The sequence below is a fragment of the uncultured Phascolarctobacterium sp. genome, from assembly GCF_937920985.1.
Classification (GTDB): domain Bacteria; phylum Bacillota; class Negativicutes; order Acidaminococcales; family Acidaminococcaceae; genus Phascolarctobacterium_A.
Genome location: NZ_CALDXR010000038.1, coordinates 25829 through 46712, shown reverse-complemented (window position 1 = coordinate 46712; position 20884 = coordinate 25829). Strand labels below are relative to the sequence as shown.

The window sequence follows — 20884 nt, the reverse complement described above, 5'->3', positions numbered from 1 at the left end:
GGAGCGTGAAGCTTACATGCGGGATATTATTGAAGAATATGCAGAGAAAAGAGCACAAAAGGCTGTTGCAGAAGCAGAAAGAGAAAATAATAAGAAAATTGTAGTAAAGCTTTCAGCTAAGGGTATGTCGGTAGAAGAGATAGCAAGCATTTTGGAGATAACAGAAGCACAGGTAAGAGAACTTGCTGGTAAGCGCAGTGCCTGAAACAATAATAATTTAAAATGAAAAATGCCCTCGGTTTGCAGTTAATTTGTAAGCCGGGGGGTTTTGCTTTTAGTGCAATCTAATATAAAAATTAACCTTTAGCGTGAGTTTCCAGAAAAGCATTTTTACTGCGTTTATCCTAGTAGTGTGCTATAATATAAACATACTATCGTTGGCAGCAGCTGCTGCCTTTTGTTAACAGAGGTAAAACATATGCAAGAATTTTTAATTGTGAAGGGTGCGCGTCAGCACAACCTGAAAAATATAACGGTAGAAATACCACGCAATAAAATGGTAGTTATCACAGGCCTTAGCGGCAGCGGCAAAAGCAGCCTGGCCTTTGATACAATTTACGCCGAAGGCCAGCGCCGCTACGTGGAATCACTTTCGGCCTACGCCCGTCAGTTTTTGGGGCAGATGGACAAGCCTGATGTGGATTACATCGAAGGCCTGAGCCCGGCAATTTCCATCGACCAGAAGACCACGAGCCGCAATCCGCGTTCTACCGTAGGTACGGTAACGGAAATTTACGATTACCTGCGCCTGCTGTTCGCGCGCGCAGGTGAACCGCACTGCCCTAAATGCAGCAAGCTCATCGAGCAGCAGAGCGTGCAGCAGATAGTCGACAAGGTGCTGGAGCTGCCGCAGGGAAGCCGCTTTATGGTGATGGCGCCGCTGGTGCGGGGGCGCAAGGGTGAGCATATGCGTTTGCTCGACGATATGCGGCGTGCAGGCTATGTGCGTATGTATATTGACGGCGAGGTGCGCACACTGGATGAGGATATCCGTCTGGAGAAAAATAAAAAGCACAGCCTTTCTGTAGTTATCGACCGTCTGGCGGTGCGTGAAGGCATCAGGCAACGTTTGACGGATTCCGTGGAAACGGCGCTGAAGCTGGCCGATGGCTTTGCGGAGGTAGCAACACTGGGAGAAACAACGGCAACGCAGCTTTTCAGCGAGCATTTTGCCTGCAATGACTGCGGTATCAGCCTGCCTGCGATTGAACCGCGCCTGTTTTCCTTCAACAACCCCTTCGGTGCCTGCCCGGACTGCACAGGTCTTGGCATGCATATGGAGTTTGACAAGGCCTTGATTGTGCCTGACGCTGACAAAAGCTTTGCGGAAAGGTGCATTGCCTGCTTCAGCAACAATCTGAATTCCTATTTCATGAAGCAGCTGGGCGCAGTTCTTGCTGCCTATGGCTATAGCTATGACACCAAATGGAATGAGCTGACGCCCGAGATGCAGCAGCTTTTGTGGGATGGTGCCGGCGAGAGCAAGTTTAAGTTCCTGTACGAAAACCTGCAGGGTGAGGTTAAGGAGCACAACACAACCTTTGACGGCATTTTGAACGTGCTGCGCCGTCGTTACCGTGAAGCCTTCAGCGACGCTATGCGTCAGGATTTGGAGGAGTTTATGACGAGCACTCCCTGCGCGGCCTGCCATGGCAGCCGCTTGAAGCCGGAGGCTCTGGCAATTCTTATCGGCGGTAAAAATATCTGTGAGGTTACGGCGCTGACGGTGCGCGACTGCCTGCAGTTCTTTAAAAAGCTGGAGCTGACGCCGAAGCAGCAAATCATTGCGCATCAGGTGCTGAAGGAGATCATGGCGCGCCTGCAGTTCCTCAACGACGTAGGCCTTGATTACCTGACGCTGGACAGAAGCGCCGGTACGCTGAGCGGCGGCGAAGCGCAGCGCATCCGTCTGGCAACGCAGATAGGCAGCGGCCTGACAGGCGTGCTGTATATTCTGGACGAACCGAGCATCGGTCTGCATCAGCGCGATAACGGCAAGCTGCTGGAAACGCTCAAGCATTTGCGTGATTTGGGCAATACGCTGATTGTTGTCGAGCATGATGAGGAAACGATGTATGCTGCCGACCAAATTATCGACATCGGTCCGGGAGCAGGCGAGCATGGCGGTGAGGTAGTGGCCCAAGGCACGGTAGAAGAAATTAAGCAGGTGCCTGCATCCGTTACCGGTACCTATCTTAGCGGCCGCAAATTTATCCCGGTTCCTAAGCATCGCCGTGAGTGCGATGGCAGGATGCTGACGATTCACGGCGCCCGCGCCAACAATCTCAAAAATATTGATGTCAGCATTCCGCTCGGAGTCTTTACTGTAGTAACAGGCGTGAGCGGCAGCGGCAAATCTACTTTGATTAACGATATTCTCTATAACTCTCTTGCTGCGAAGCTCAACAGTGCGCGTCTGCGTGCTTCCGAGCATGACAGCATCGAGGGCATAGAATATACAGATAAGGTCATCAATATCGACCAGTCCCCAATCGGACGCACACCGCGCTCCAATCCTGCAACCTATACCGGCGTTTTTGATTTTATCCGAGAGCTCTTCAGCCAGACCAACGAGGCCAAGCTGCGAGGCTATAAGGCAGGCCGCTTCAGTTTTAACGTAAAGGGAGGACGCTGCGAGGCCTGCAAGGGCGACGGCATGAATAAGATAGAAATGAACTTCCTGCCGGACGTTTATGTTCCATGCGAGGTTTGCCACGGTGCACGCTACAATCGCGATACGCTGGAGGTGCATTATAAGGGCAAATCCATCGCGGAGGTTCTTGATATGACGGTGAGCGAAGCCTGCGAATTCTTCAAAAATCAGCCGCGCATTTACCGCAAGCTGGCAGTGCTGGAGGACGTAGGCCTTGGCTACATTCATCTGGGACAGGCAGCGACGACGCTGAGCGGCGGCGAAGCGCAGCGCGTGAAGCTGGCAACGGAGCTTTCGCGCCGCAGTACGGGACGCACCGTGTATATCCTGGACGAACCTACGACAGGCCTGCATATCGCGGATGTACACAAGCTGTTGGATGTGCTGCAGCGTCTTGTAGAAGGCGGTGACAGCGTTATCGTCATTGAGCATAATCTGGACGTTATCAAGGTAGCGGATTATATTATCGACCTCGGTCCCGAGGGCGGCGACAAGGGCGGTACCTTGGTGGACAGCGGTACGCCGGAGGAAGTAGCGAAGGTCAAAAAATCCTACACAGGACAGTACATCAAGCAGGAGCTGGCTAAGGCGAAGAAGAACGGGTGGTACGTATGACAGAATTAGCCGCAGGCTTTAGTGATAACATAAAAAACGCCCTGGCTGTGCTGCCGGAAAAGCCCGGCGTTTACCTGATGCACGATGCTTCCGGCAAGGTTATCTATGTCGGTAAGGCCGTAGTGCTGAAAAACCGCGTGCGCAGCTACTTCCGCAATTTGGCCAGCCATACGCCGAAGGTGAAGGCGATGGTGGCGAAAATCGCGGAGATTGAAACGATTGTTACCTCCAGTGAGGTGGAAGCGCTGATTCTGGAATGTAACCTGATCAAAAAATATCGCCCGCGTTACAACATTAGCCTGAAGGACGATAAAACCTATCCCTATCTTAAGGTTACCATGCAGGAGGATTTCCCGCGTTTATATGTTACACGCAGACACATGCGTGACGGCGCACGTTATTACGGACCGTATGCCGACGCCGGTGCCATGCATGCTACGGTAAAGCTGCTGCGCAGCATGTTTCCGCTGCGCACCTGCCGCAAAATGAATCCTGACAGACCGTGCCTGAACTACCATATTAAGCGTTGCCTTGCACCCTGTGCCGGTTATATCAGCAATGCGGATTACCACAAGATGATTAAATCCGTCTGCATGGTGCTGGACGGACGCACCACGGAGCTGGAGCGTGATTTGAAGCAGCAGATGCAGGAGGCAGCGGATAACTACGCCTTTGAGGAGGCTGCCAGACTGCGCGACCAGCTGCAGGCTGTGGCACGTCTGAACGAGGCGCAGAAGGCTGTCACTAATAACGGCGGTGATATGGATATCTTCGGCCTGGGGCAGGATATGACAGGCCTGTGCGTGCAGCTATTCTTCGTGCGTAAGGGCAAGCTCATCGGCAGAGATAACTTCTTTATGCCCGACGGCGGCGACACGCCGCAGGAGGTTATGACAGCCTTCGTCAAGCAGTATTATAACGAAGCAACCTTTATTCCCAAGGAAGTAGTGCTGCCGTATTTGCCCGAGGAGGAAGAAAAACAGCTTATTGAAACGTGGCTGGCAGACAAGGCGCAGCGACGGGTAGAGCTGCTGCTGCCACAGCGCGGCGTTAAAAAGGATTTGCTGAAGCTGGCGAATGAAAATGCCGTCAAGCTGCTGAACGAACGCTTGCGCAAGGGCAGCCTGTCGCTGAAAAACGACCTGCAGGCAGCCGAAGAGCTGCAGCAGGCCTTGGGCTTGGAGCATCCTCTGGAGCGCATGGACTGCTTCGATATCAGCCATACGCAGGGTAGCGAAACTGTTGCTTCCATGGTTGTGTTCCGCAACGGCACCAGCAGCAAAAAAGATTACCGCAGATATAAAATTGTTTCGGCAGAAGGCAAGCCTGATGATTTCAAATCCATGCAGGAGGTTGTCTACCGTCGTTACCGGGATTATGAGGACTTGCCCAGCCTGGTGGTTATCGACGGCGGCAAGGGCCAGCTGAGCTCGGCGCTGGAGGTTATCCGCGGCCTGGGCCTTGACGATTTGCCGGTTGTAGGTCTGGCCAAGCGCGAGGAGGAAATCTTTAAACCGCATCAGAGCGAAAGCATTATGCTGGACCGTGAAGGCGCTGCGCTGCACCTCATTCAGCGCATCCGCGATGAGGCGCACCGCTTTGCTATTACCTATCACCGCAAGCTGCGTGGTAAACGCAATCTCATTTCCGTGCTCGACCATGTGGATGGCATCGGTCCTAAGCGTCGGCAGGAGCTGTGGAAGGCGTTCAAAACGCTGGACGCTATGCGAGCAGCAAGCGTCGAAGAGCTGGCTGCGGTAGAAGGCATGAACCATGCGGCGGCACAGACGCTGTACGACTTCTTCCGTCTGGATTTGCTGGAAAAGCAGCAGGCGCTGCAGTAAAAGGTTCACAGCTATTTTGCAGAATATCCTCGCATACTGTGCTATAATAATTATAGGTCAAAAATAATAATTATTATGTAGCTCGCACTTAGCTATTCTTAAAAGCGCGGGCTATGGCAAGAGGAGGACGAAGCTTATGGCAAAATGGGTATGTGATGTTTGTGGTTATGTGTATGATCCTGAGGTTGGCGATCCCGATAACGGTGTTGCAGCAGGCACAGCCTGGGAAGATGTACCGGAAGAATGGGTTTGCCCTCTTTGCGGTGTAGGCAAGGATCAATTCTCGGAAATGTAAAATTGCATAGGATATAGCAAACGAGGCTGGGGTTATCCTAGCCTTAAACAGAAAAACCAGTGGAGGTTTACCGTCAGGTAAATATCCGCTGGTTTTTTAGTGCAAAAAATTAAAAAATACTTAATTCTAGCGATTCTTTAATTTGTGAAGTTGGTTTGTCCCAACCTCTTTGATGTTACTTATTAATTATAGATATTTTTATATTTATCGTAGACAGCATGCAGCAGCTCTTTGCTTTCCTCTTCGGAATAAACCATACTGCTTTCCGGCAGGTAAACCAGAAAATCATGGAATGCATGTACCAGGCTTAATTCCTGCAGATGGAAGATATACTGTCCTTTATTGGAACTGAAGTAATATATAATAATATTTTGCTCGCTTGGCGCGCAAATGCAGATAGGTGACGGTACGGAAAGCTTTTCACTGCGCACAATCCTTGGCGTGAAGCTGCCATCATCAACGCTGTTGATAATGTTCTTTAAAAGCGCCAGGCGTTGCGGCGGCGTCAGGTAAGTGTACATGAAATCAGGGATTTCTGTTACGCGTCCTGTTTCCATAAAGAGGTTTAGGCCCTCCAACGTAAAGGAAATATGATGTGTGCTGTATTGTGCACGGATTTTGTCAAAATAAGCAACAATAACACCTTGCATTTCAGCCGGTATAATATCCTTGTTTAATCTGTCCATAAGTATATCTTCCGGACAGAAGCTGGGGAAGCAAGGCTGGTAGAAAAGCTCATGCACTTCTTCAGCGTTTATTTCCTCATCGCTGAGGAAGGTAGACTGCAAATATTCCTCCGGCGTAGGATGGAAGGCTTGGCAGATCGGATTAGCAACACTGAGACTTTTTTTGAAGGTATCACAGGTAAGTGCAACCATATCCTGTGAATGATAGAGAACTGCTTTATCCTGTTCGTAGGATATTGTTAAAACAAAATCACTGGTGATGATTTTAAACGGCAGCATACTTGTGTGGTTGAACAACGTATCAACATTGTCATAAACATAGTAAGGATGGAAAACCTCGCATTGGAATAAAATAGGCACAAGCTTTTGCAGGATGTTAAGGTTATAGGTTGTGCTTTTATGTCCTTCGTTTTTGTCAAAAACGATGATAGCTTCCACAAGCGTGTTATTGCGGTTAAAATCAATGGAAGTAAGACAATCAAAAATATATTGATATTCAGGCTGTACCATTAATTTGATGTGGCCTGATTTTTTATTGGCTTCAATTTCCAAAACCGCCTTCAAAATACGATTGATATTAGCCTGACCGTTGATAGTTTTTAATTGTTCCTGCATATCGAGCATATCCTGTACGCCTGTGGGAATCACAAGCTCGTCGGCAGAATTCATATCGTAAAAACCGGAGATGATTTTGCTGACGTGCTCACGACGGAAAAAGTTTTCTTCTCCCATATGTGATATATGATAGGCGCGCAGTAATTCTGCTGTTTCACTGGGGTTGAGCATCATGGCTTTGGCGATGGCAGTTACGTCTGCAACATTCGCAGGCATACGCTTACCAACCTTCATGTGCTGTATCATTGTTCTGTCTACACCGCTTATTTTTGAGATAGTGTAAATTGTTGTATTTTTGGTTTCTAGATACTTTTTGAGCGTATCTGCAAATAATGTCATAAGCAAAACCCTTCCTAAAAATAGTTCATCGTCAATATATATATTATAGATGAATTTGTGACAATAATAAAGTCTTGAATATGCAAGAAGCCTGTCACAAAAGTTGTCACATGTGTCAGATATATGTCAATTTGGTTAAAATTAAGAGTATAATGGAAATTTCATAATGATATATACGAGCATTGATAAGAGATACCCCTATATGACGATGCTTTGCGAACTAATAGACAAGTACTTCGTAGAAACGCTATTGTGTAGTGGGGGGCAAAATGGGTGTTAGAGGTATACATTGGAGGGTATAGTGGATGGTTTTAGCTTGCGACTTGACTACTATTAGTGTATCAATAAATTTCTCATATCAATTTAGTAGAGAGGGTGATATTAATGCCAATATTGAATAGAATAAAATTTGATGGTACTCGTAACAACGAACCATGGTTAATTTATAAATGGGAAAGGGAAGATATTATATTAGGTTCGCAGTTAATAGTTGGACCTGGACAAGAAGCTATATTTGTAAAAAATGGTCAGGCGCAAGACATTTTATAAAAAAGCGGTGGCTTTAGAAGCGCGGTCTTTAGCTTGTGGAGAGTTTGGGTATGGCAGTGATAATATTACAGAATTAGAAACTCTCATCTGTAATGAATTGCTTTCATTAGAAAAATGGTTTCTGATGAAAGCTATGATCGTGCAGAAGTTAATGATAAATATATTGGAATACACAACTTGTTAGAAGAACGAGAAGCCATGTTAAAACATTATTAAGCAAGGAATGGTGATGAGCATGAAACAGTATTATAATTTATTAGAAATAGATGAGACTCTCAGTAAAGATGAAGTGAAAAAAGCATTTTTAAGCAAGAAAGCTTCTTTGCAAAGTAAATTATTGTCTAAGGATTCCTACGAGCGACAGGATGCTATGCGCAAATTGCAGGAATTAACGCAAGCTTACAAAGAAATTATAACTTCTCTCAACAATAAAAAAGCGGAAGTTAAAGAGCAGGAAAGCAGTAGCGCAACGCATGATATACAGGTCAAAGATAATACCAATAATACAAAGCAAGATAAGCAGGATATAGAAGATACAAGCAAGATAACGCATGGTAATAAAGGGGCAGTTGCTTCTGTGGATGAAAAAGTTGGGCAAAAAAATAAAGATGGTAATATTGGTACGAATAGTAATAGTGGAACAGTTATCGTTTCGCCTAAGCCAGATGATGTAACTCGTATCGCTGATAATGTTTTAATTTGTCCGAAGTGTCAGTTTGCCAATAACGCTACTTTGAAATTTTGTGGAAACTGTGGACAACCTTTAAGAAACAATGGTGAATATGGTGGTGGCAATAGTGGTGACAATGGCGTAGTGACAGCAATTGTCAAATATAAAAACTATATTTTCAGCGTTTTGGCGATATTGCTTATTCTAGTGTGTGGCATTGGTGTTTTTAAAAATTATGTTAATACGCCGGAAAAAGCAGTAGAGAAGTATTTGACTGCTCTCAGCAAACAGGATTATGCTGCAGCTTATGGATATTTGTTTGTAACCGAGAATGATTTTGTAAATAAAGACAATTATATAAAGAGCATAGAGTTCGTGAAGAAAAACCCTAAGGATTATAAGGATAAACTAGTTGTGAAGCTGTCTAAAGGAATAGCTGACATCAACGTTGTACAAGTAGGGCAAGAAACCAAAGTTGATGCACAACACGTATGTACATATAAATATAAATTGAGATTAAATGATAATAGTGAAGTTGAGGGAACTTTAGTGACGGTTGCTCCCGTTAGTTATTGGGATAAAATACTTGGCAATTATAAAATCCCTGATTATGAGACGATTAGGGCAGTTGATATGGAAGTAGAAACTAATGCCAAGCTTTATGTTGATGGGGTGCTGTTAAAAGCACCGAGTAGTACCAACAGAGGTACACATAACTACCTTTGTCCAGGCCTTTTTTATGGCGAGCATAATATTAAGGTAGAAGTACCATTTTGCGATCCTTATGAAACAAAGCTGATTTTAACGCCCAATACGAAATCTTCAGTCTTATATTATTGGAAATCGCATTTGAAAAAAGATGTTTTGCAGGACATGGAGAAGCAATCTGAAGATATTCAGCGAAAAATTGTAGAAGGGGCAGTCAAAAATGAAAGCCTTGAGAATCTGCAATTAGGCTTTTCGGAAGCAAAACTGAACAGTATGTATGATCAATATAAGCGTTTCTTCAACAGAGCTGATGGAAGCGGTATATATTCTATGGATATTACTGAAGTTACAAGCAATGAACAGTATAATAATAGATTATATAATCCGTTCAAAGATAGAATTTATAAAATCAATTTTAAATTTAATTATACAAGAAAGAATAGAAATGGTATTCAAGAGAGTAGAGTTGGCAATGGAGAGGGTGAGCTTGGTGTAGTTTTCAAATTAAAAAATGATAAAGTGGTACCTGTTGCTATCGATACTTTCAGATTAAGAACGCATTGAAGGAGCTAATTATGAAAAAGATATGTGGTATTTTATTAGTTTTGACATTAACAACTAGCAGTTTGTATGCAACGCCTGCTGACGCATTTGATTGGGGAAATTTTGGTAATAAAATATTAAGGTCTGTTGGCATTTCTAATGGAGGGCATTCATCTAAACCCAAAATAGCAAAGAAAGATAAAACTAAGCCTAGCGAATCTAAACCGACGATATTGGCAAATAATCGCATGTACCAAATTGTTGATTTGCGCTCTGGGTATAAAAAAGCTGAATTATATGCAGATCGTGTAGGTGGTCATTTGGCAATAATTGATTCTAAAGAAAAGAGCAGAATGTTGTATGATTTCATGGTTTCACAAGGATACGACAGTGCGTATTTTGGTTTGACTGATGAAGAGCTTAATGGCAATTGGGTATTACCTAATGGGCAGAAGCCTAAATTTACCAATTGGCATTCTGGGCAACCGACAAAGGAAGAAAGTAATGAAAGGTATGCGATGTTATATCGCAAATATAAAAATGCTACTTGGAAAGCTGGTTCGTTTTCGCCTTTGTTAGAAAATAGTAATACTACAGCATTTATAATTGAATGGGATAAAGAAGTGAAACCACAAGAATATAAGGAAAAAGTTGTAAGAAAAGAAGCACCAGCAGATGGCGGCTATTATGAACCATCGTGGGGCAATAGCTCGTATGAAGAACCGGATTATGAGGAAGAGATTTCCGGTTAATTTGCTAGGTAGAGGAGTGGAGTGTAAATGCAAGATTATTATGATTTGCTTGGATTAAATGAAAACTGTACAAAAGATGAAGCAAAAAATGCCTTTATGTCTAAGAAAAAAGAAGTGCAGGGAAAAATGCTGTCTCGGGATTCTGAAGAACGAGCTGCAGCTGTAAAAGAACTGGGAGAATTGACAAGTGCTTATAAAGCTATTGTTGAGAACATTACTGATGCTAATAAAACGAGTAATTCTGTAAAAACTGAGAGTGGTGGTATTATAATTTCTGGTCCTATACAGCCACCACCTAAGCCTGTAACACCTAAGACTGTAACACCTATTAAAGTTAATCCTAGTGGGACTGCGATAAACAAAAATATGATGATAATTTTTGGCATGATTTTAGGTATTTTAGTATTAGGAATTGCTGTATATTTTGTGTTTATACAACCAAATAAAACTAAAAATATTCCAATACCGCCGACGATTAGTACATCTGCTTCAATTATACCTAAAATGGAAGATGCTAAAGAAAGACATAATGGCAACATAGCTAGCATAGCTAAATTGATTAATGATACTATAAACAAAAAGGGTAATTTAAAAGGTGAAACAGAACTTCTTAACAGTGCAATGCGTGTTGAGCAAGAAGTATTAGATACTTTAACAGAGCTGCGTAATAGCAGTGAAGCAAATACGCGTAAGGGAAGAATGCTTATCAGAATTCTTCAAGCAGAACAAAAAAGAATAAGCGGTTTGGTAGATGGTCTTAGAGCAGGTGTTAATGGATTGGATTATCAAGCCGCATTTAAAATTGGTAGCGAAGGTTATTATGAATATGAAAGATTAAACAGCGAGTATATGCACTTTGAAACAGGTGATTTTAAACCTCAAATGGCCTATGTTAAGGGCGATGATGTTTTTTTGAGAAGTGCGCCGTCTACCAATAGTTCTGTGATAAAAACCTTGAAGCGTAATAGCGGACTAGATGCTATTGCTGTACAGACATGCGATGATGAGCGAGCTGGTATGATTAATACTGATAATGTGGTTGTGGGCTTCAATGGTCAGAATATAAGACTTGCAAAAGGACAGCCTGTGACAATAACTGGTGAAAATGGCGGTACTTATCAGTGTCAGCTGAATTTAGAAAATGGCAGTGGAACAATATATGTTGATAAAGTTAATGTGAAAAAGCTTTATGGCGAGACTTGGTATAAGGTACGTTTGTCAGGTGGTACGGAAGGTTTGGTGTATAAGGATTTTATTCAACTGAAAAGAGATATGTAACATTGCTGGAGGCTTAGTAGATGGGTAAATATTTAACATTATCTTTGTTACTTTTGCTTTGCTGGACTAATTTAGGTTGTTTGGGAGCAGAAGAAAATACTGAAAAAGAAGTTGCTCCAAAGACTGCTGTTCAAGAGCAAGTAATGCGGGAATTACCTAAGTTGGAAGTTGTACATAAACCTATAAAATGGACGGAACAACGAGAGCAGCTTATCAAAGAATATGCGCAAATGCATTATGGAAAGGATATAACTAGTATTGTTCCGCAAGTTGTAATTACCCACTGGACTGTATCTAATGATGCTGAATCTGTTTATCAGTATTTTTATAGTGAGACAATGCCAGATGATGGCGGCGGACGTTTAAATGTTGCGTCGCATTATTTGGTTGATAGAGATGGCACTATTTATCAGTTGACGCCGGAGACAGCGTTAAATAGGCATGCAATTGGTTATAATTGGTGTGCTATTAGTATTGAAAATGTTGGCGGCGTTGATGGAAAAGAAGATTTGACAGAGGCACAGGTAAAGGCTAACATTGCTATTATCCGCTATTTACAGGCAAAGTATTCTACGATTAAGTATGTGTGGGGACATTATCAACAACATGAAGCAGAAAGTAGCGGATTGTTTATAGAGAAGGTACCAGATTATTATGCGGAAAAAATTGATCCTGGTCCTGCTTTTATGGGTAAATTAAAACAAGGATTGAGTGATTTGAATTTGAAATTTTACTAGGAGTAGTGTTGATCGTGAAAAAGTATGTCCTTTATATATTGATACTGGTGTTTTCAATTATTTTTATTGGCGGGTGTTCAGCTGATCATGGGGATGGGCGAGATGCTGATACGCAACGAGGCAATACTGATAATAAGGCAGAGATAGTGAAAGATAAAAATGAAACTAATGAAAATTTATTAAAGAAGTATAAAATGGATAATAGGTTCATTTTAATCGTTAAAAGCAAATTTGAGGTTTATGCTATTGATGATATGGGAAAGGTAGTAGCAGTTTATCCGTGTGCTTTAGGAAAAAATAGTGGACAAAAGGAAAAAGAAGGAGATATGAAGACTCCGTCAGGCATTTTTCCTATTGATGAAATAATTGATGCCTCTAGTTGGACTCATGATTTTAAGGATGGTAAAGGAGAAATTACAGGAGCTTATGGACCTTGGTTTATTAGTTTAGATACTAATAAGCTAAGTAGAGGTAAGTGGGGAGGTATAGGCATCCACGGAACACATGATCCAGATTCGATTGGTAAAAAAGCTTCAGAAGGTTGTATAAGATTAAAGAATGATGATGTTCAGAAGCTTAAAGCTTTTGCTAAAGTTGGCATGCAAGTAATTATTGAAGAGTAGAATCAAGGAGATGAAAAATTATGATGAGAAGATTAATGTCAATTATGCTAGCAACGTTTTTTGCGATGGGGATTAATGGATTTGCAGAAGCTGCTACAAGCGGGGGAATGAATACAGCTACTATCAATGTGCAGACGCAAGCAGATTGGAAACGAACTGGCGCAGAATCTATCACTTTAGTAAACAATGCTGTTACAATAAAATATTTAAATCTATTTGGAAAAGAAAAAGTAAAACTATTTATCCAAAGTTTAATATTAAAATTAAAAGTGCAGATGGCAAGCAGAGATTTTCTCGTATCATGAGCAGTAAAACAGTTAAAATTAATTTAAAGCCTGATAAGCATTATTATATTGAAGTTTCATATGATGGAAATGGAACTTGGCTAAAATATGCTAGGCTAAAAAATGCTAGAATGGAAGGTAATCCGTATTGGTATGTTAGTGCAACGTATAAGGTAAAGTCTTATTGGTAAAGTTATGGTAATAAGTGAGAAAAATATGAAAACAATTTACGGAAAGCATTAATTTTACTAAGCAATCTGGTAATATGTCAAGCCCCTAATAAGATAAAAATGTAAGCAACTGGCCTCAAAAAGGGTAACTTTAATAAGACTGCCGGATTAATCTTCAAAAAAGAGGCAGTTGTAACGAGCAAATATTAAGTTCGGCTTACTCCACTTTGGGAGTAAAGTTGGTTTTTGACCAGCAATCCAAAAATCAACCGGACAAATTTGCGAGCAGTTAAAACTAAAGCACGTTTATGTTGGTGCAATTTTACTTCAGCATATTTCTTTTGGTAGAACTCCGCATAAACAGCATCATGCCTAATAAGTGAGCCAACAGCTTCGAGTAGGTAGTATCTAAAGTAACTATTTCCCGCTTTGGTCATTGTCGTATCATCAGCTCTAAAGTTGCCAGATTGCGTTTCACGCCACGTGAGACCAGCATATTTGGCTAATGCGTCATCAGAGCTGAAGTTTTCAATGGTGCCCAGTTCAGCTAATAGCCCTGCAGCATATACAGGATCCACTCCAGGTATAGAACGCAGGACATATAGGCTTCTGGATGCAGTCCTCTAACGGTATGCTCAATAGCCGTGTTAACGGTTTTGAGCTCTGCAGCATAAGAGCGAATTACATTGAAAGATGAGGCAATGGCAATAGTTAGAGGCTCATATAGGCACTTGTCCAGACGGTAGGAATCGCGTGCAGCCTTCTGTAGAAGCTGCGCAGTCCGTTCTGGATCAGTAAATCTGTTCTTGCCTTTAGAACAGATAAAATCAACCAAGTTTTCCATGGACATAGTTGCTATGTCATCTGTGGAAAGAAGCTCGGTGAGCACAGCGGCAGCTGTGGCACCATAGTTGTTAGAAAAGGGCTTGTTCTCGTTATCTAGAATAGAGAACTCACTGAATTTCAGGAATATGTTGGAGCACATATAAGTCTTTTCTCTGGCTAGGCACTTAGATAGATGAAGCCTGTGCCGTGTAAGGCGTTGTAGAGCCAAAAACTGGCTACCACGCCAAGGCTTTGAAGTTATCCTGCCGACTCTGGCAAAGTCGGCAATCACCATAGCATCGACATAGTCGTTCTTGCTTTTGCCAAGAAAAGATTTCTTGTAATTAGCAATCATCTTGGGGTTTAAGCAGTATACCTCAATACCAAGAGCCATAAGCTCAGAACAATCTGAGAGATAGTTGGCGATGTGGATACTGTAATAGGATGTAGATTCCAGGGCTACGCACACTTTAGTAAAGTCATGCTTAGCTGCTACGAATTCAAGAATGGTATTAGCCAACTGTTCGGCACCAGGCTGGTTATTGGGGACAGCGAACGACTTTAGGACAGTAGTAGAGAAGAAGTCTAAAAAGCAGACAACGTTCTCACGAGAGCTAATGTCGATACCGACAAACAAAGTAGATTGAAGATCCGCCTTCTTCATAAAGAAAACACCACCTTTCCGGCTAAAGATGGAAGAGTAGTTAAGGGCAATCCTGATCTCAGGGACTGACTGCAATCTCGCATAATAAGCATTCATCTGTGGAAGCATACTTGCTGGAGAACTTCCGCCCAGAGATGCAACATCTGAGTGAGCAGATAATGATCCAGGAGTCAGGCGGCAAGCTTTTTAAGCAATAACCGCTAAGGGTTTGCAGGAGGTGACAGCCGTTATCTTAGCTACAGTTCATTAAGAATATTGTAGCATCAGGAGAGCCTGTTGGGGTAGCCTTATGAAGTTGTCAAAGAACAAATTTTGCTGGTAAGTTAACGGCGGATGTTGCTTACAAATATATTATACGAGGAGGAATGATAATGGCGTATAAGTGTAGAATTTGTGGCGTAAATGAAGTTGATAATCAAGGCGATATATGTGAACTTTGTGCGATTGGTCAAGATCCATATGCTCAAAGTGTGTCACCTACTCAAACTCAAATCGCATCACATAACAAACGAAATATTATAAATAATAGCGGCAATCAAAACACCGATACTTATGCCCCCAAAAGAGGGGGGAACCGAAAAGTTTTATTAAGCGGTGGAGCTTCGTTGGCTGACCAAGCCCCATATGGTAACGATATGACAACCGTTGCCTCTCAGCCTTCGGTTCAAGTGTATTCAGCAGGTCAAGCTCCTCAAGTCGCTCAGCAGAACACAATTGTAGTCAACTCTCAATCTGCTCCTCGTGTTTCGGGTAATCAACCTTTAACAACGGGAATAACCAAAAACATTGTCGTGGATAATCAAAAGCGGTCTATTTTGGAAAAGTGGTTTAGAGCTTTGTTTATGGGAATCCCCTTTACACTTGATGATGATGTTACGATGTTCCAGGTGTTTCCCGATTTTTCGGGTACTGCATTAAACGCCCTTGGTAATGCCTGCGATCAGGTTATTGTGTACGGAAGGTTAAATAATGGTGCAGTTAGCGAAAATAATGATATTGAAGTATATGGACGAAGAGACTCCAACAATAACATTATTGCCAAACTCATAAAAAATAAAGCAAGCGGAACCACTATTACCCCTGCGAGAACAATCGGACAAGGTGTTGTTTGGTTTATCACAGCGATTGTCGTTGCCCTTATGTTTATGATGATTTCCGGTCTTGGTGTCGAAGGAATTATCTGGGCAGTTATTATCATTCTGTGCCTTACAAACCTACCCAAAGCATTGAAAATATTCGGTGCTATTTTTGGGGCTATATTCTCGCTAATAAAACGACTTTTTTAACAAGAAGGGTGGCCAATGGCAAATTATAACGGATATACTTCTGCCGAAAAGAATCACGCTCTTTGCAGGAAAGACCTTGATTTTATTCCTAACGGCAACTTTATATCTAATGGATATGAAGAAAGTCAGAATATGCAGTTTTTCAAGGTGAATGGTTTAACTCGCTTTTGGGAAACAGAACAAGATTTTTCAATAAGTACATTAGTTGGTGACATTCTCAACAGTAGCGTTCGTCACGGTGTGCCATTTGCATATGCGATTATCGGAAATGAAAACGGCATTGACATATACATAGGAACAATGAAAGTTTTGCGAGACGGATTGCGTTCTTCGTACGAATCTGTTTTTCCGGGGATTGACATAGAATATGTCTCCGAAAATCCTTTAAGAACAAGCCCACGAGAATATGGTGGAATGTTCACTGGTATTCCGACCGATAAACTTGCGGCTGAAAAAAAGAGTTTTCAAATTGAAAACATTTGCCGAGGTATGCAAGGAAAAAAATTTACTTATTTAATACTTGCATCTGGCATCAGCAATATCGCTGTTACACTCGGACACGAAAAAATTCTTGAGGAAATGGAAAGTGTCTTTACGCTCATTAACCAGACCATTTCTGGCGGAGCACAAGGCAATCTGTCTGCACAAAAACAGGATTTTCACAGCAAGAATTATTTTGAAAATCTTGAAGTTCTTGAGCATATGTTAAAGGTCGGTACAGCACGAGGAATGTGGCGTGTAAACGGCTACTTTGCATCCGATAACGCTATGGATGCGAAGCGACTTGGAAATATCATCAAAGCAAGTTATTCGGGTGAAGAATCAAAGCCCGAACCTTTCAGAGTAATTGATTACAACTCAATTAAAGATGTAATTTCCAATACATATATGATGGCTGATTTGATTGAAAATCCAGACTTGCATCCCTTGGGAAGATGGCAACGCTCTGGAATTGCTCAGTCAATCACGTTGTTTATATACAAGTATCAAACCGTGTTAAACAGCGACCAATTAGCTACTATGTGTCAGTTGCCAACAAAGGAATTTCCAGGGTACTACATTGACCAATATGTTGAGTTCGATGTATCTAACAGAAGAAAAAAATTATTTAAAAAGCCTATCCCGATTGGAGATATTTGTGTTGCAGGACGCAAAGACAATTCAACTGCCAACAACATATATTCTATGGAAAAAGACGACTTCACACGTCACGCTCTGATTATTGGAATAACCGGCGGTGGTAAAACAAATACGTCTAAATCCATTTTGAATACGTTGTGGAACCCTGCTGACCGACAAGAGAAAGTTCCCTTTATGGTTATCGAGTCAGCGAAACGTGAATATTGGGAGTTGCGAAACCTTAAAGGTTTTGAGGACTTGCTTGTATTTACGCTGGGCGCTGAGGCAGCTCAAACATCGGTAAAATATAGAATCAATCCCTTTGAAACGAACCACAAAATTTCGCTTCAAACTCACATTGATTATTTGCTATCAACTTTTAAGGCTGCGTTCGATTTGTACCCTCCAATGCCATATATCCTTGAAAAAGCTGTTTATGAAATATACAGCGACCGTGGATGGGACATTGTAGAAAATATAAATCGTTTTGGTTTGACCGAGTACCCTACTCTTTCAGACCTTTACAATAAAATTGATGTAATAGTCGATAATATGGGGTATCACCAAGAGGTTCAATCAAACGTAAAGGCTGCACTACAAGCACGAGTTTACTCTTTGATGATTGGCGGTAAAGGTGCGATGTTGAACACGCCAAAATCTGTGCCAATAGAAGAACTGTTGTCTCGTCCTGTTGTAATGGAGCTTGAAGATTTAGGTGACGACGAAACAAAATCTTTCGTAATAGGCATTCTGCTTGTTCAGCTATACGAATACCGAAAGTCTCAGATGACCAAAGGTAGCAAACAGCTCTCCCATATTCTTATGGTTGAAGAAGCACACCGCTTGCTGAAAAATGTCTCTGAGTCGGGTGAAGGTGGTAACACACGTGCTAAATCTGTTGAGTTTTTCTGTAACCTTCTTGCCGAAATTCGTACTTTTGGGCAAGGCATCTTGATTGCTGACCAGATACCCACAAAACTCGCACCGGATACGATTAAGAACACAAACCTTAAAATTGTACATCGTACAGTTGCGTTAGAGGATAGAGAAACGATTGGCAGAGCAATGAATATGAGTCCAGAGCAAATTGAGTATCTCAGTTCATTGCGACGTGGTTATGCTGCTGTATATGCCGAAGGTGACAATAGGCCCAAGTGTGTGAAGTTGCCTCTTGTTAAGTCTTATTACGAAAAAAACCGAGGCGAAGTTATTGCCGAGGTGAAAAAGAAAGTATATGACATTGCAAGCGGATACGATGAGGTTATTTGCCACCATGCAGGATGCTCGTATTGTGAACATCGTTGCAAATATCACAAGAAGATTTCCGAGTACATAGACACCAATGTAGCCACAAACAAGGTTTTGGAAAAGTGGGTAGTTAAAAAATTTGCCCCCAAATCATTCGATGCGTTTTTGAACTCGGAACTGATTAAAAAGTTAAACATACAAAATGATTTTGAGCGTCTTTGCGTGTTAGGCTATATCTTGGCTCAAAACGAAGATCTAAATGATGGTCAAAGGCAGAAATACCTGTCAGACTATCTTAAATATAAAAAATCCACTAAATAAACGGAGGTAGAAAGAGAATGGCGGATTATGCAATCAGTTCAGCTAATCTAAGTGCAATTGAAGATGGCTTAAGAGCTATCAACAACAATCTCGGTACGCTGAACAACAACCTCGAAGTAATCGACAATAACGTTGACCGTGTAAACGACAACGTCAAGGTAGTTTACGATGAAATTGGTGCCTTGGCACGTGATTTCAACAACTTTGTGCAGCTTCAGGTTAGAGCGAACGCTTTGTCCAAAGCACAGCAGAGAGTTATTCAAATCAGGCAGGAGATGGAGAAGCGGTTTGGTCACTACGACATCGTAAGAAGAACTACCACTGGCATTCTTCAAGCGGATGACATTGGTATTGTCAAGAAAGACACTATAAGCAATGCTACTGAGGAACTTATGATCTCCACCCCTGGATATTGGTTGGCTCCTTGTTTGGTGGCACTCGCTGCTTGGATTAACGACCAGCCAGAATTAGCTGAACGTGCTCTCAAGGAAGGTATCAAGAGAAACGACGAAAAGACTTCTCTGTTCTTCGCTTTGATTTGCCGTAGAGCCGACCGCAAGAGCGCTGCACTCAAATGGACTCAGCGTTATCTCGCTAACCAGGATGAAGAAAATCTTGACAGGAAGACGGTGATTATTCTCGACGCTTTTGCAAGCGGTTTGCTTGGGTCAGATTCCGAAGGCATCGTTTCCAGACAGATGGGCGAATGGCTTGAGCATCTTGCGGACAAGCCTGGTTTTGTTGAGCAGCAGACAAAGCAGTGGTCCGATGCAATCAACCTCAAGAGAAAACCTCTTGCAACTAACGATTATACATATCTTCGCAAGTACAGCAAGACATGGCCTGCTTTGCAGGATATCATGGAAGGAGCTATGCTCCATGCTGAAATCCTGGGCTATTTCACCGCAATCTTTGAACAGGAAAGTTCAGCAGACTCTTTGAAGGCACAGCTCGACGAGATTTTGAACACTTTGGTTTCTGAATTTGACGAGGAAGAAATTCCTCTCCGAAAAGAAGAAAAGTACAACCAGTTTGTTATTGACTTTGACGGCGATGAGGATTGTGCTCGCCTGAATATGGCTGTTGAACAGACCGCTTTTGAGGAACACAAGGACTTTACTCAGTTGCTTACTGATGCAGCTATGAAGCCCGACAGTTCCCATGCAAGCGCTTCTACTCAGAAGTTTGCTATTGCTCTTTCCAAGGAATGGGTCAGCGATGCCTACAACGACGTTGTAGCTCAAAACAGGATGAAAATTCCAAACGAAATCGAAATCAATGTTGATACCTTTAACGATAAGACTACTGATGGTCAGAATGAAACAGAACTCATCAGCAAGTTCAACGCCCTGGTTGACAAGGAAAAAGCAAGTGCGCTTGCTCAGGTTGTCCTCTCCGGATTTGAGAAATTCTGTCTGTGGGGTGGTGCGGCAATAGGTGTTATCGGTTTGATTATGATGATTGCCGGCAACGGTTTCCTCGGTTTGATTGCGATTATCGCTGGCATTGGTATGGTTATCAACCATTTCTCCAAGAAGAAGAAAGTTGAACAGAATCGTCAGAATATCGAAGCAAAGTTTGAAGAAAAACGCAAGAACGGTTCTCAGATTATCAGAGCTATTCTCGCTGAGGTTGTCGATTTCAGAGCTGAGTTCGCTGAAAAAGATGGTGAAAGTCAAAAGGTTATTGACTTCCTTGAGCAGATTAGCCCCGAACAGTATGTGAGAAAGCTTGCGGATTCAAACCGTAGAATTAAGGTTCAGTAAAGGAGGAAAGAAAGATGGATGCTAAAAGCAAAGCGAATTTTATAAACTCTGTTGCTGCTGGAACGAATATTCCTTGTCCTAAGTGCGGTGCAAGTAATAAAGCTGATAGTAAATTTTGCATTTCCTGTGGCGAAGAAATTGTTGTGCCCCAAGCCAACAATGCTCCTGCTTTCGCCCCCGCAAAGGAAACACCTGCAAAGGTGGCGAAATATGTTGCACCCAGCAGTGCTTTTGCAGAGAGCCTTCCTGCGTGGAGCATCGAACCGCCCCAGGTAATGGTAAGGAGGCACTAAT

General features: G+C 42.5%; 18 protein-coding genes. 15 read left to right on the top strand and 3 right to left on the bottom strand.

The genetic code is table 11. The features are described 5' to 3' along the window. The first annotated feature begins 16 nt into the window (after positions 1–16). The 4 genes from Q0612_RS07195 to rd all read left to right on the top strand — a co-directional run bounded on the left by Q0612_RS07195 (position 17) and on the right by rd (position 5407). Positions 17–205 carry a hypothetical protein gene (locus Q0612_RS07195; protein WP_298882685.1) on the top strand — a complete coding sequence of 63 codons (189 nt, stop codon included), beginning with the start codon at positions 17–19 and terminating at the stop codon, positions 203–205. 213 nt (positions 206–418) lie between these two features. Continuing rightward, the gene (gene uvrA / locus Q0612_RS07190) at positions 419–3268 is read left to right on the top strand and encodes an excinuclease ABC subunit UvrA (RefSeq protein WP_298882682.1); all 2850 of its coding nucleotides are present in this window, start codon (positions 419–421) and stop codon (positions 3266–3268) included. Beyond that, positions 3265–5112: an excinuclease ABC subunit UvrC gene (gene uvrC / locus Q0612_RS07185; protein ID WP_298882679.1), complete on the top strand. Its 1848-nt coding sequence runs from the start codon at positions 3265–3267 to the stop codon at positions 5110–5112. The genes uvrA and uvrC overlap by 4 nt, the downstream gene beginning before the upstream one ends. A gap of 136 nt (positions 5113–5248) precedes the next feature. Further along, positions 5249–5407, top strand: coding sequence for a rubredoxin (rd, locus tag Q0612_RS07180; protein WP_009146201.1), 159 nt, complete (start codon positions 5249–5251; stop codon positions 5405–5407). A 182-nt stretch (positions 5408–5589) separates the two neighbouring features. Here rd and Q0612_RS07175 read toward each other — a convergent pair whose 3' ends face one another. Further along, positions 5590–7047, bottom strand: a complete 1458-nt coding sequence (locus Q0612_RS07175) for a hypothetical protein (protein WP_298882675.1) — start codon at positions 7045–7047, stop codon at positions 5590–5592. A gap of 384 nt (positions 7048–7431) precedes the next feature. On the opposite strand from Q0612_RS07175, the gene Q0612_RS07170 reads away from it, so the two are divergent. The 7 genes from Q0612_RS07170 to Q0612_RS07140 all read left to right on the top strand — a co-directional run bounded on the left by Q0612_RS07170 (position 7432) and on the right by Q0612_RS07140 (position 13212). Then, on the top strand, positions 7432–7596 hold the full coding sequence (locus Q0612_RS07170; protein ID WP_293828113.1) for a hypothetical protein: 165 nt from the start codon (positions 7432–7434) through the stop codon (positions 7594–7596). A gap of 235 nt (positions 7597–7831) precedes the next feature. Further along, the gene (locus Q0612_RS07165) at positions 7832–9538 is read left to right on the top strand and encodes a hypothetical protein (protein WP_298882671.1); all 1707 of its coding nucleotides are present in this window, start codon (positions 7832–7834) and stop codon (positions 9536–9538) included. 11 nt (positions 9539–9549) lie between these two features. Continuing rightward, positions 9550–10269, top strand: coding sequence for a lectin-like protein (locus tag Q0612_RS07160; RefSeq protein ID WP_298882668.1), 720 nt, complete (start codon positions 9550–9552; stop codon positions 10267–10269). A gap of 27 nt (positions 10270–10296) precedes the next feature. Then, a complete protein-coding gene (locus Q0612_RS07155) occupies positions 10297–11547 on the top strand; it encodes an SH3 domain-containing protein (protein WP_298882663.1) in 1251 nt (416 codons plus the stop codon). Positions 11548–11567: 20 nt separating this feature from the next. Further along, complete coding sequence (locus Q0612_RS07150; RefSeq protein WP_298882661.1) at positions 11568–12284, top strand: peptidoglycan recognition family protein; 717 nt, start codon at positions 11568–11570, stop codon at positions 12282–12284. A 14-nt stretch (positions 12285–12298) separates the two neighbouring features. Continuing rightward, complete coding sequence (locus tag Q0612_RS07145; RefSeq protein WP_298882659.1) at positions 12299–12907, top strand: L,D-transpeptidase; 609 nt, start codon at positions 12299–12301, stop codon at positions 12905–12907. 20 nt (positions 12908–12927) lie between these two features. After that, positions 12928–13212 carry a hypothetical protein gene (locus Q0612_RS07140; RefSeq protein WP_298882657.1) on the top strand — a complete coding sequence of 95 codons (285 nt, stop codon included), beginning with the start codon at positions 12928–12930 and terminating at the stop codon, positions 13210–13212. A 355-nt stretch (positions 13213–13567) separates the two neighbouring features. On the opposite strand, the gene Q0612_RS07135 is transcribed toward Q0612_RS07140, so the two are convergent. Together Q0612_RS07135 and Q0612_RS07130 are read right to left on the bottom strand one after the other, a co-directional pair. Further along, positions 13568–13939 (bottom strand): transposase, encoded by a 372-nt coding sequence (locus tag Q0612_RS07135; RefSeq protein ID WP_298882654.1) that lies wholly within the window; start codon positions 13937–13939, stop codon positions 13568–13570. Continuing rightward, positions 13909–14850 carry an IS110 family transposase gene (locus tag Q0612_RS07130; protein ID WP_298882653.1) on the bottom strand — a complete coding sequence of 314 codons (942 nt, stop codon included), beginning with the start codon at positions 14848–14850 and terminating at the stop codon, positions 13909–13911. Before Q0612_RS07130 ends, Q0612_RS07135 begins: the two co-directional genes overlap by 31 nt. A 365-nt stretch (positions 14851–15215) precedes the next feature. Between Q0612_RS07130 and Q0612_RS07125 the strand changes: the two genes are divergently transcribed. Genes Q0612_RS07125 through Q0612_RS07110 form a run of 4 tightly spaced genes read left to right on the top strand, consistent with a single transcriptional unit; the run spans position 15216 to position 20883 of the window. Further along, a complete protein-coding gene (locus tag Q0612_RS07125) occupies positions 15216–16136 on the top strand; it encodes a hypothetical protein (RefSeq protein WP_298882651.1) in 921 nt (306 codons plus the stop codon). 15 nt (positions 16137–16151) lie between these two features. Next, positions 16152–18824: an ATP-binding protein gene (locus Q0612_RS07120; protein ID WP_298882649.1), complete on the top strand. Its 2673-nt coding sequence runs from the start codon at positions 16152–16154 to the stop codon at positions 18822–18824. A gap of 17 nt (positions 18825–18841) precedes the next feature. Continuing rightward, positions 18842–20590 (top strand): hypothetical protein, encoded by a 1749-nt coding sequence (locus Q0612_RS07115; RefSeq protein WP_298882647.1) that lies wholly within the window; start codon positions 18842–18844, stop codon positions 20588–20590. A 14-nt stretch (positions 20591–20604) separates the two neighbouring features. Next, the gene (locus Q0612_RS07110; protein WP_298882645.1) at positions 20605–20883 is read left to right on the top strand and encodes a zinc ribbon domain-containing protein; all 279 of its coding nucleotides are present in this window, start codon (positions 20605–20607) and stop codon (positions 20881–20883) included. Position 20884 lies beyond the last annotated feature (1 nt).

Bases quoted from the DNA above. Each gene is read 5' to 3' on its own strand.
- Q0612_RS07195 (WP_298882685.1), top strand. From the start codon at position 17: ATGCGGGATATTATTGAAGAATATGCAGAGAAAAGAGCACAAAAGGCT.
- uvrA (WP_298882682.1), top strand. From the start codon at position 419: ATGCAAGAATTTTTAATTGTGAAGGGTGCGCGTCAGCACAACCTGAAA.
- uvrC (WP_298882679.1), top strand. From the start codon at position 3,265: ATGACAGAATTAGCCGCAGGCTTTAGTGATAACATAAAAAACGCCCTG.
- rd (WP_009146201.1), top strand. From the start codon at position 5,249: ATGGCAAAATGGGTATGTGATGTTTGTGGTTATGTGTATGATCCTGAG.
- Q0612_RS07175 (WP_298882675.1), bottom strand. From the start codon at position 7,047: ATGACATTATTTGCAGATACGCTCAAAAAGTATCTAGAAACCAAAAAT.
- Q0612_RS07170 (WP_293828113.1), top strand. From the start codon at position 7,432: ATGCCAATATTGAATAGAATAAAATTTGATGGTACTCGTAACAACGAA.
- Q0612_RS07165 (WP_298882671.1), top strand. From the start codon at position 7,832: ATGAAACAGTATTATAATTTATTAGAAATAGATGAGACTCTCAGTAAA.
- Q0612_RS07160 (WP_298882668.1), top strand. From the start codon at position 9,550: ATGAAAAAGATATGTGGTATTTTATTAGTTTTGACATTAACAACTAGC.
- Q0612_RS07155 (WP_298882663.1), top strand. From the start codon at position 10,297: ATGCAAGATTATTATGATTTGCTTGGATTAAATGAAAACTGTACAAAA.
- Q0612_RS07150 (WP_298882661.1), top strand. From the start codon at position 11,568: ATGGGTAAATATTTAACATTATCTTTGTTACTTTTGCTTTGCTGGACT.
- Q0612_RS07140 (WP_298882657.1), top strand. From the start codon at position 12,928: ATGATGAGAAGATTAATGTCAATTATGCTAGCAACGTTTTTTGCGATG.
- Q0612_RS07130 (WP_298882653.1), bottom strand. From the start codon at position 14,850: ATGAAGAAGGCGGATCTTCAATCTACTTTGTTTGTCGGTATCGACATT.
- Q0612_RS07125 (WP_298882651.1), top strand. From the start codon at position 15,216: ATGATAATGGCGTATAAGTGTAGAATTTGTGGCGTAAATGAAGTTGAT.
- Q0612_RS07120 (WP_298882649.1), top strand. From the start codon at position 16,152: ATGGCAAATTATAACGGATATACTTCTGCCGAAAAGAATCACGCTCTT.
- Q0612_RS07115 (WP_298882647.1), top strand. From the start codon at position 18,842: ATGGCGGATTATGCAATCAGTTCAGCTAATCTAAGTGCAATTGAAGAT.
- Q0612_RS07110 (WP_298882645.1), top strand. From the start codon at position 20,605: ATGGATGCTAAAAGCAAAGCGAATTTTATAAACTCTGTTGCTGCTGGA.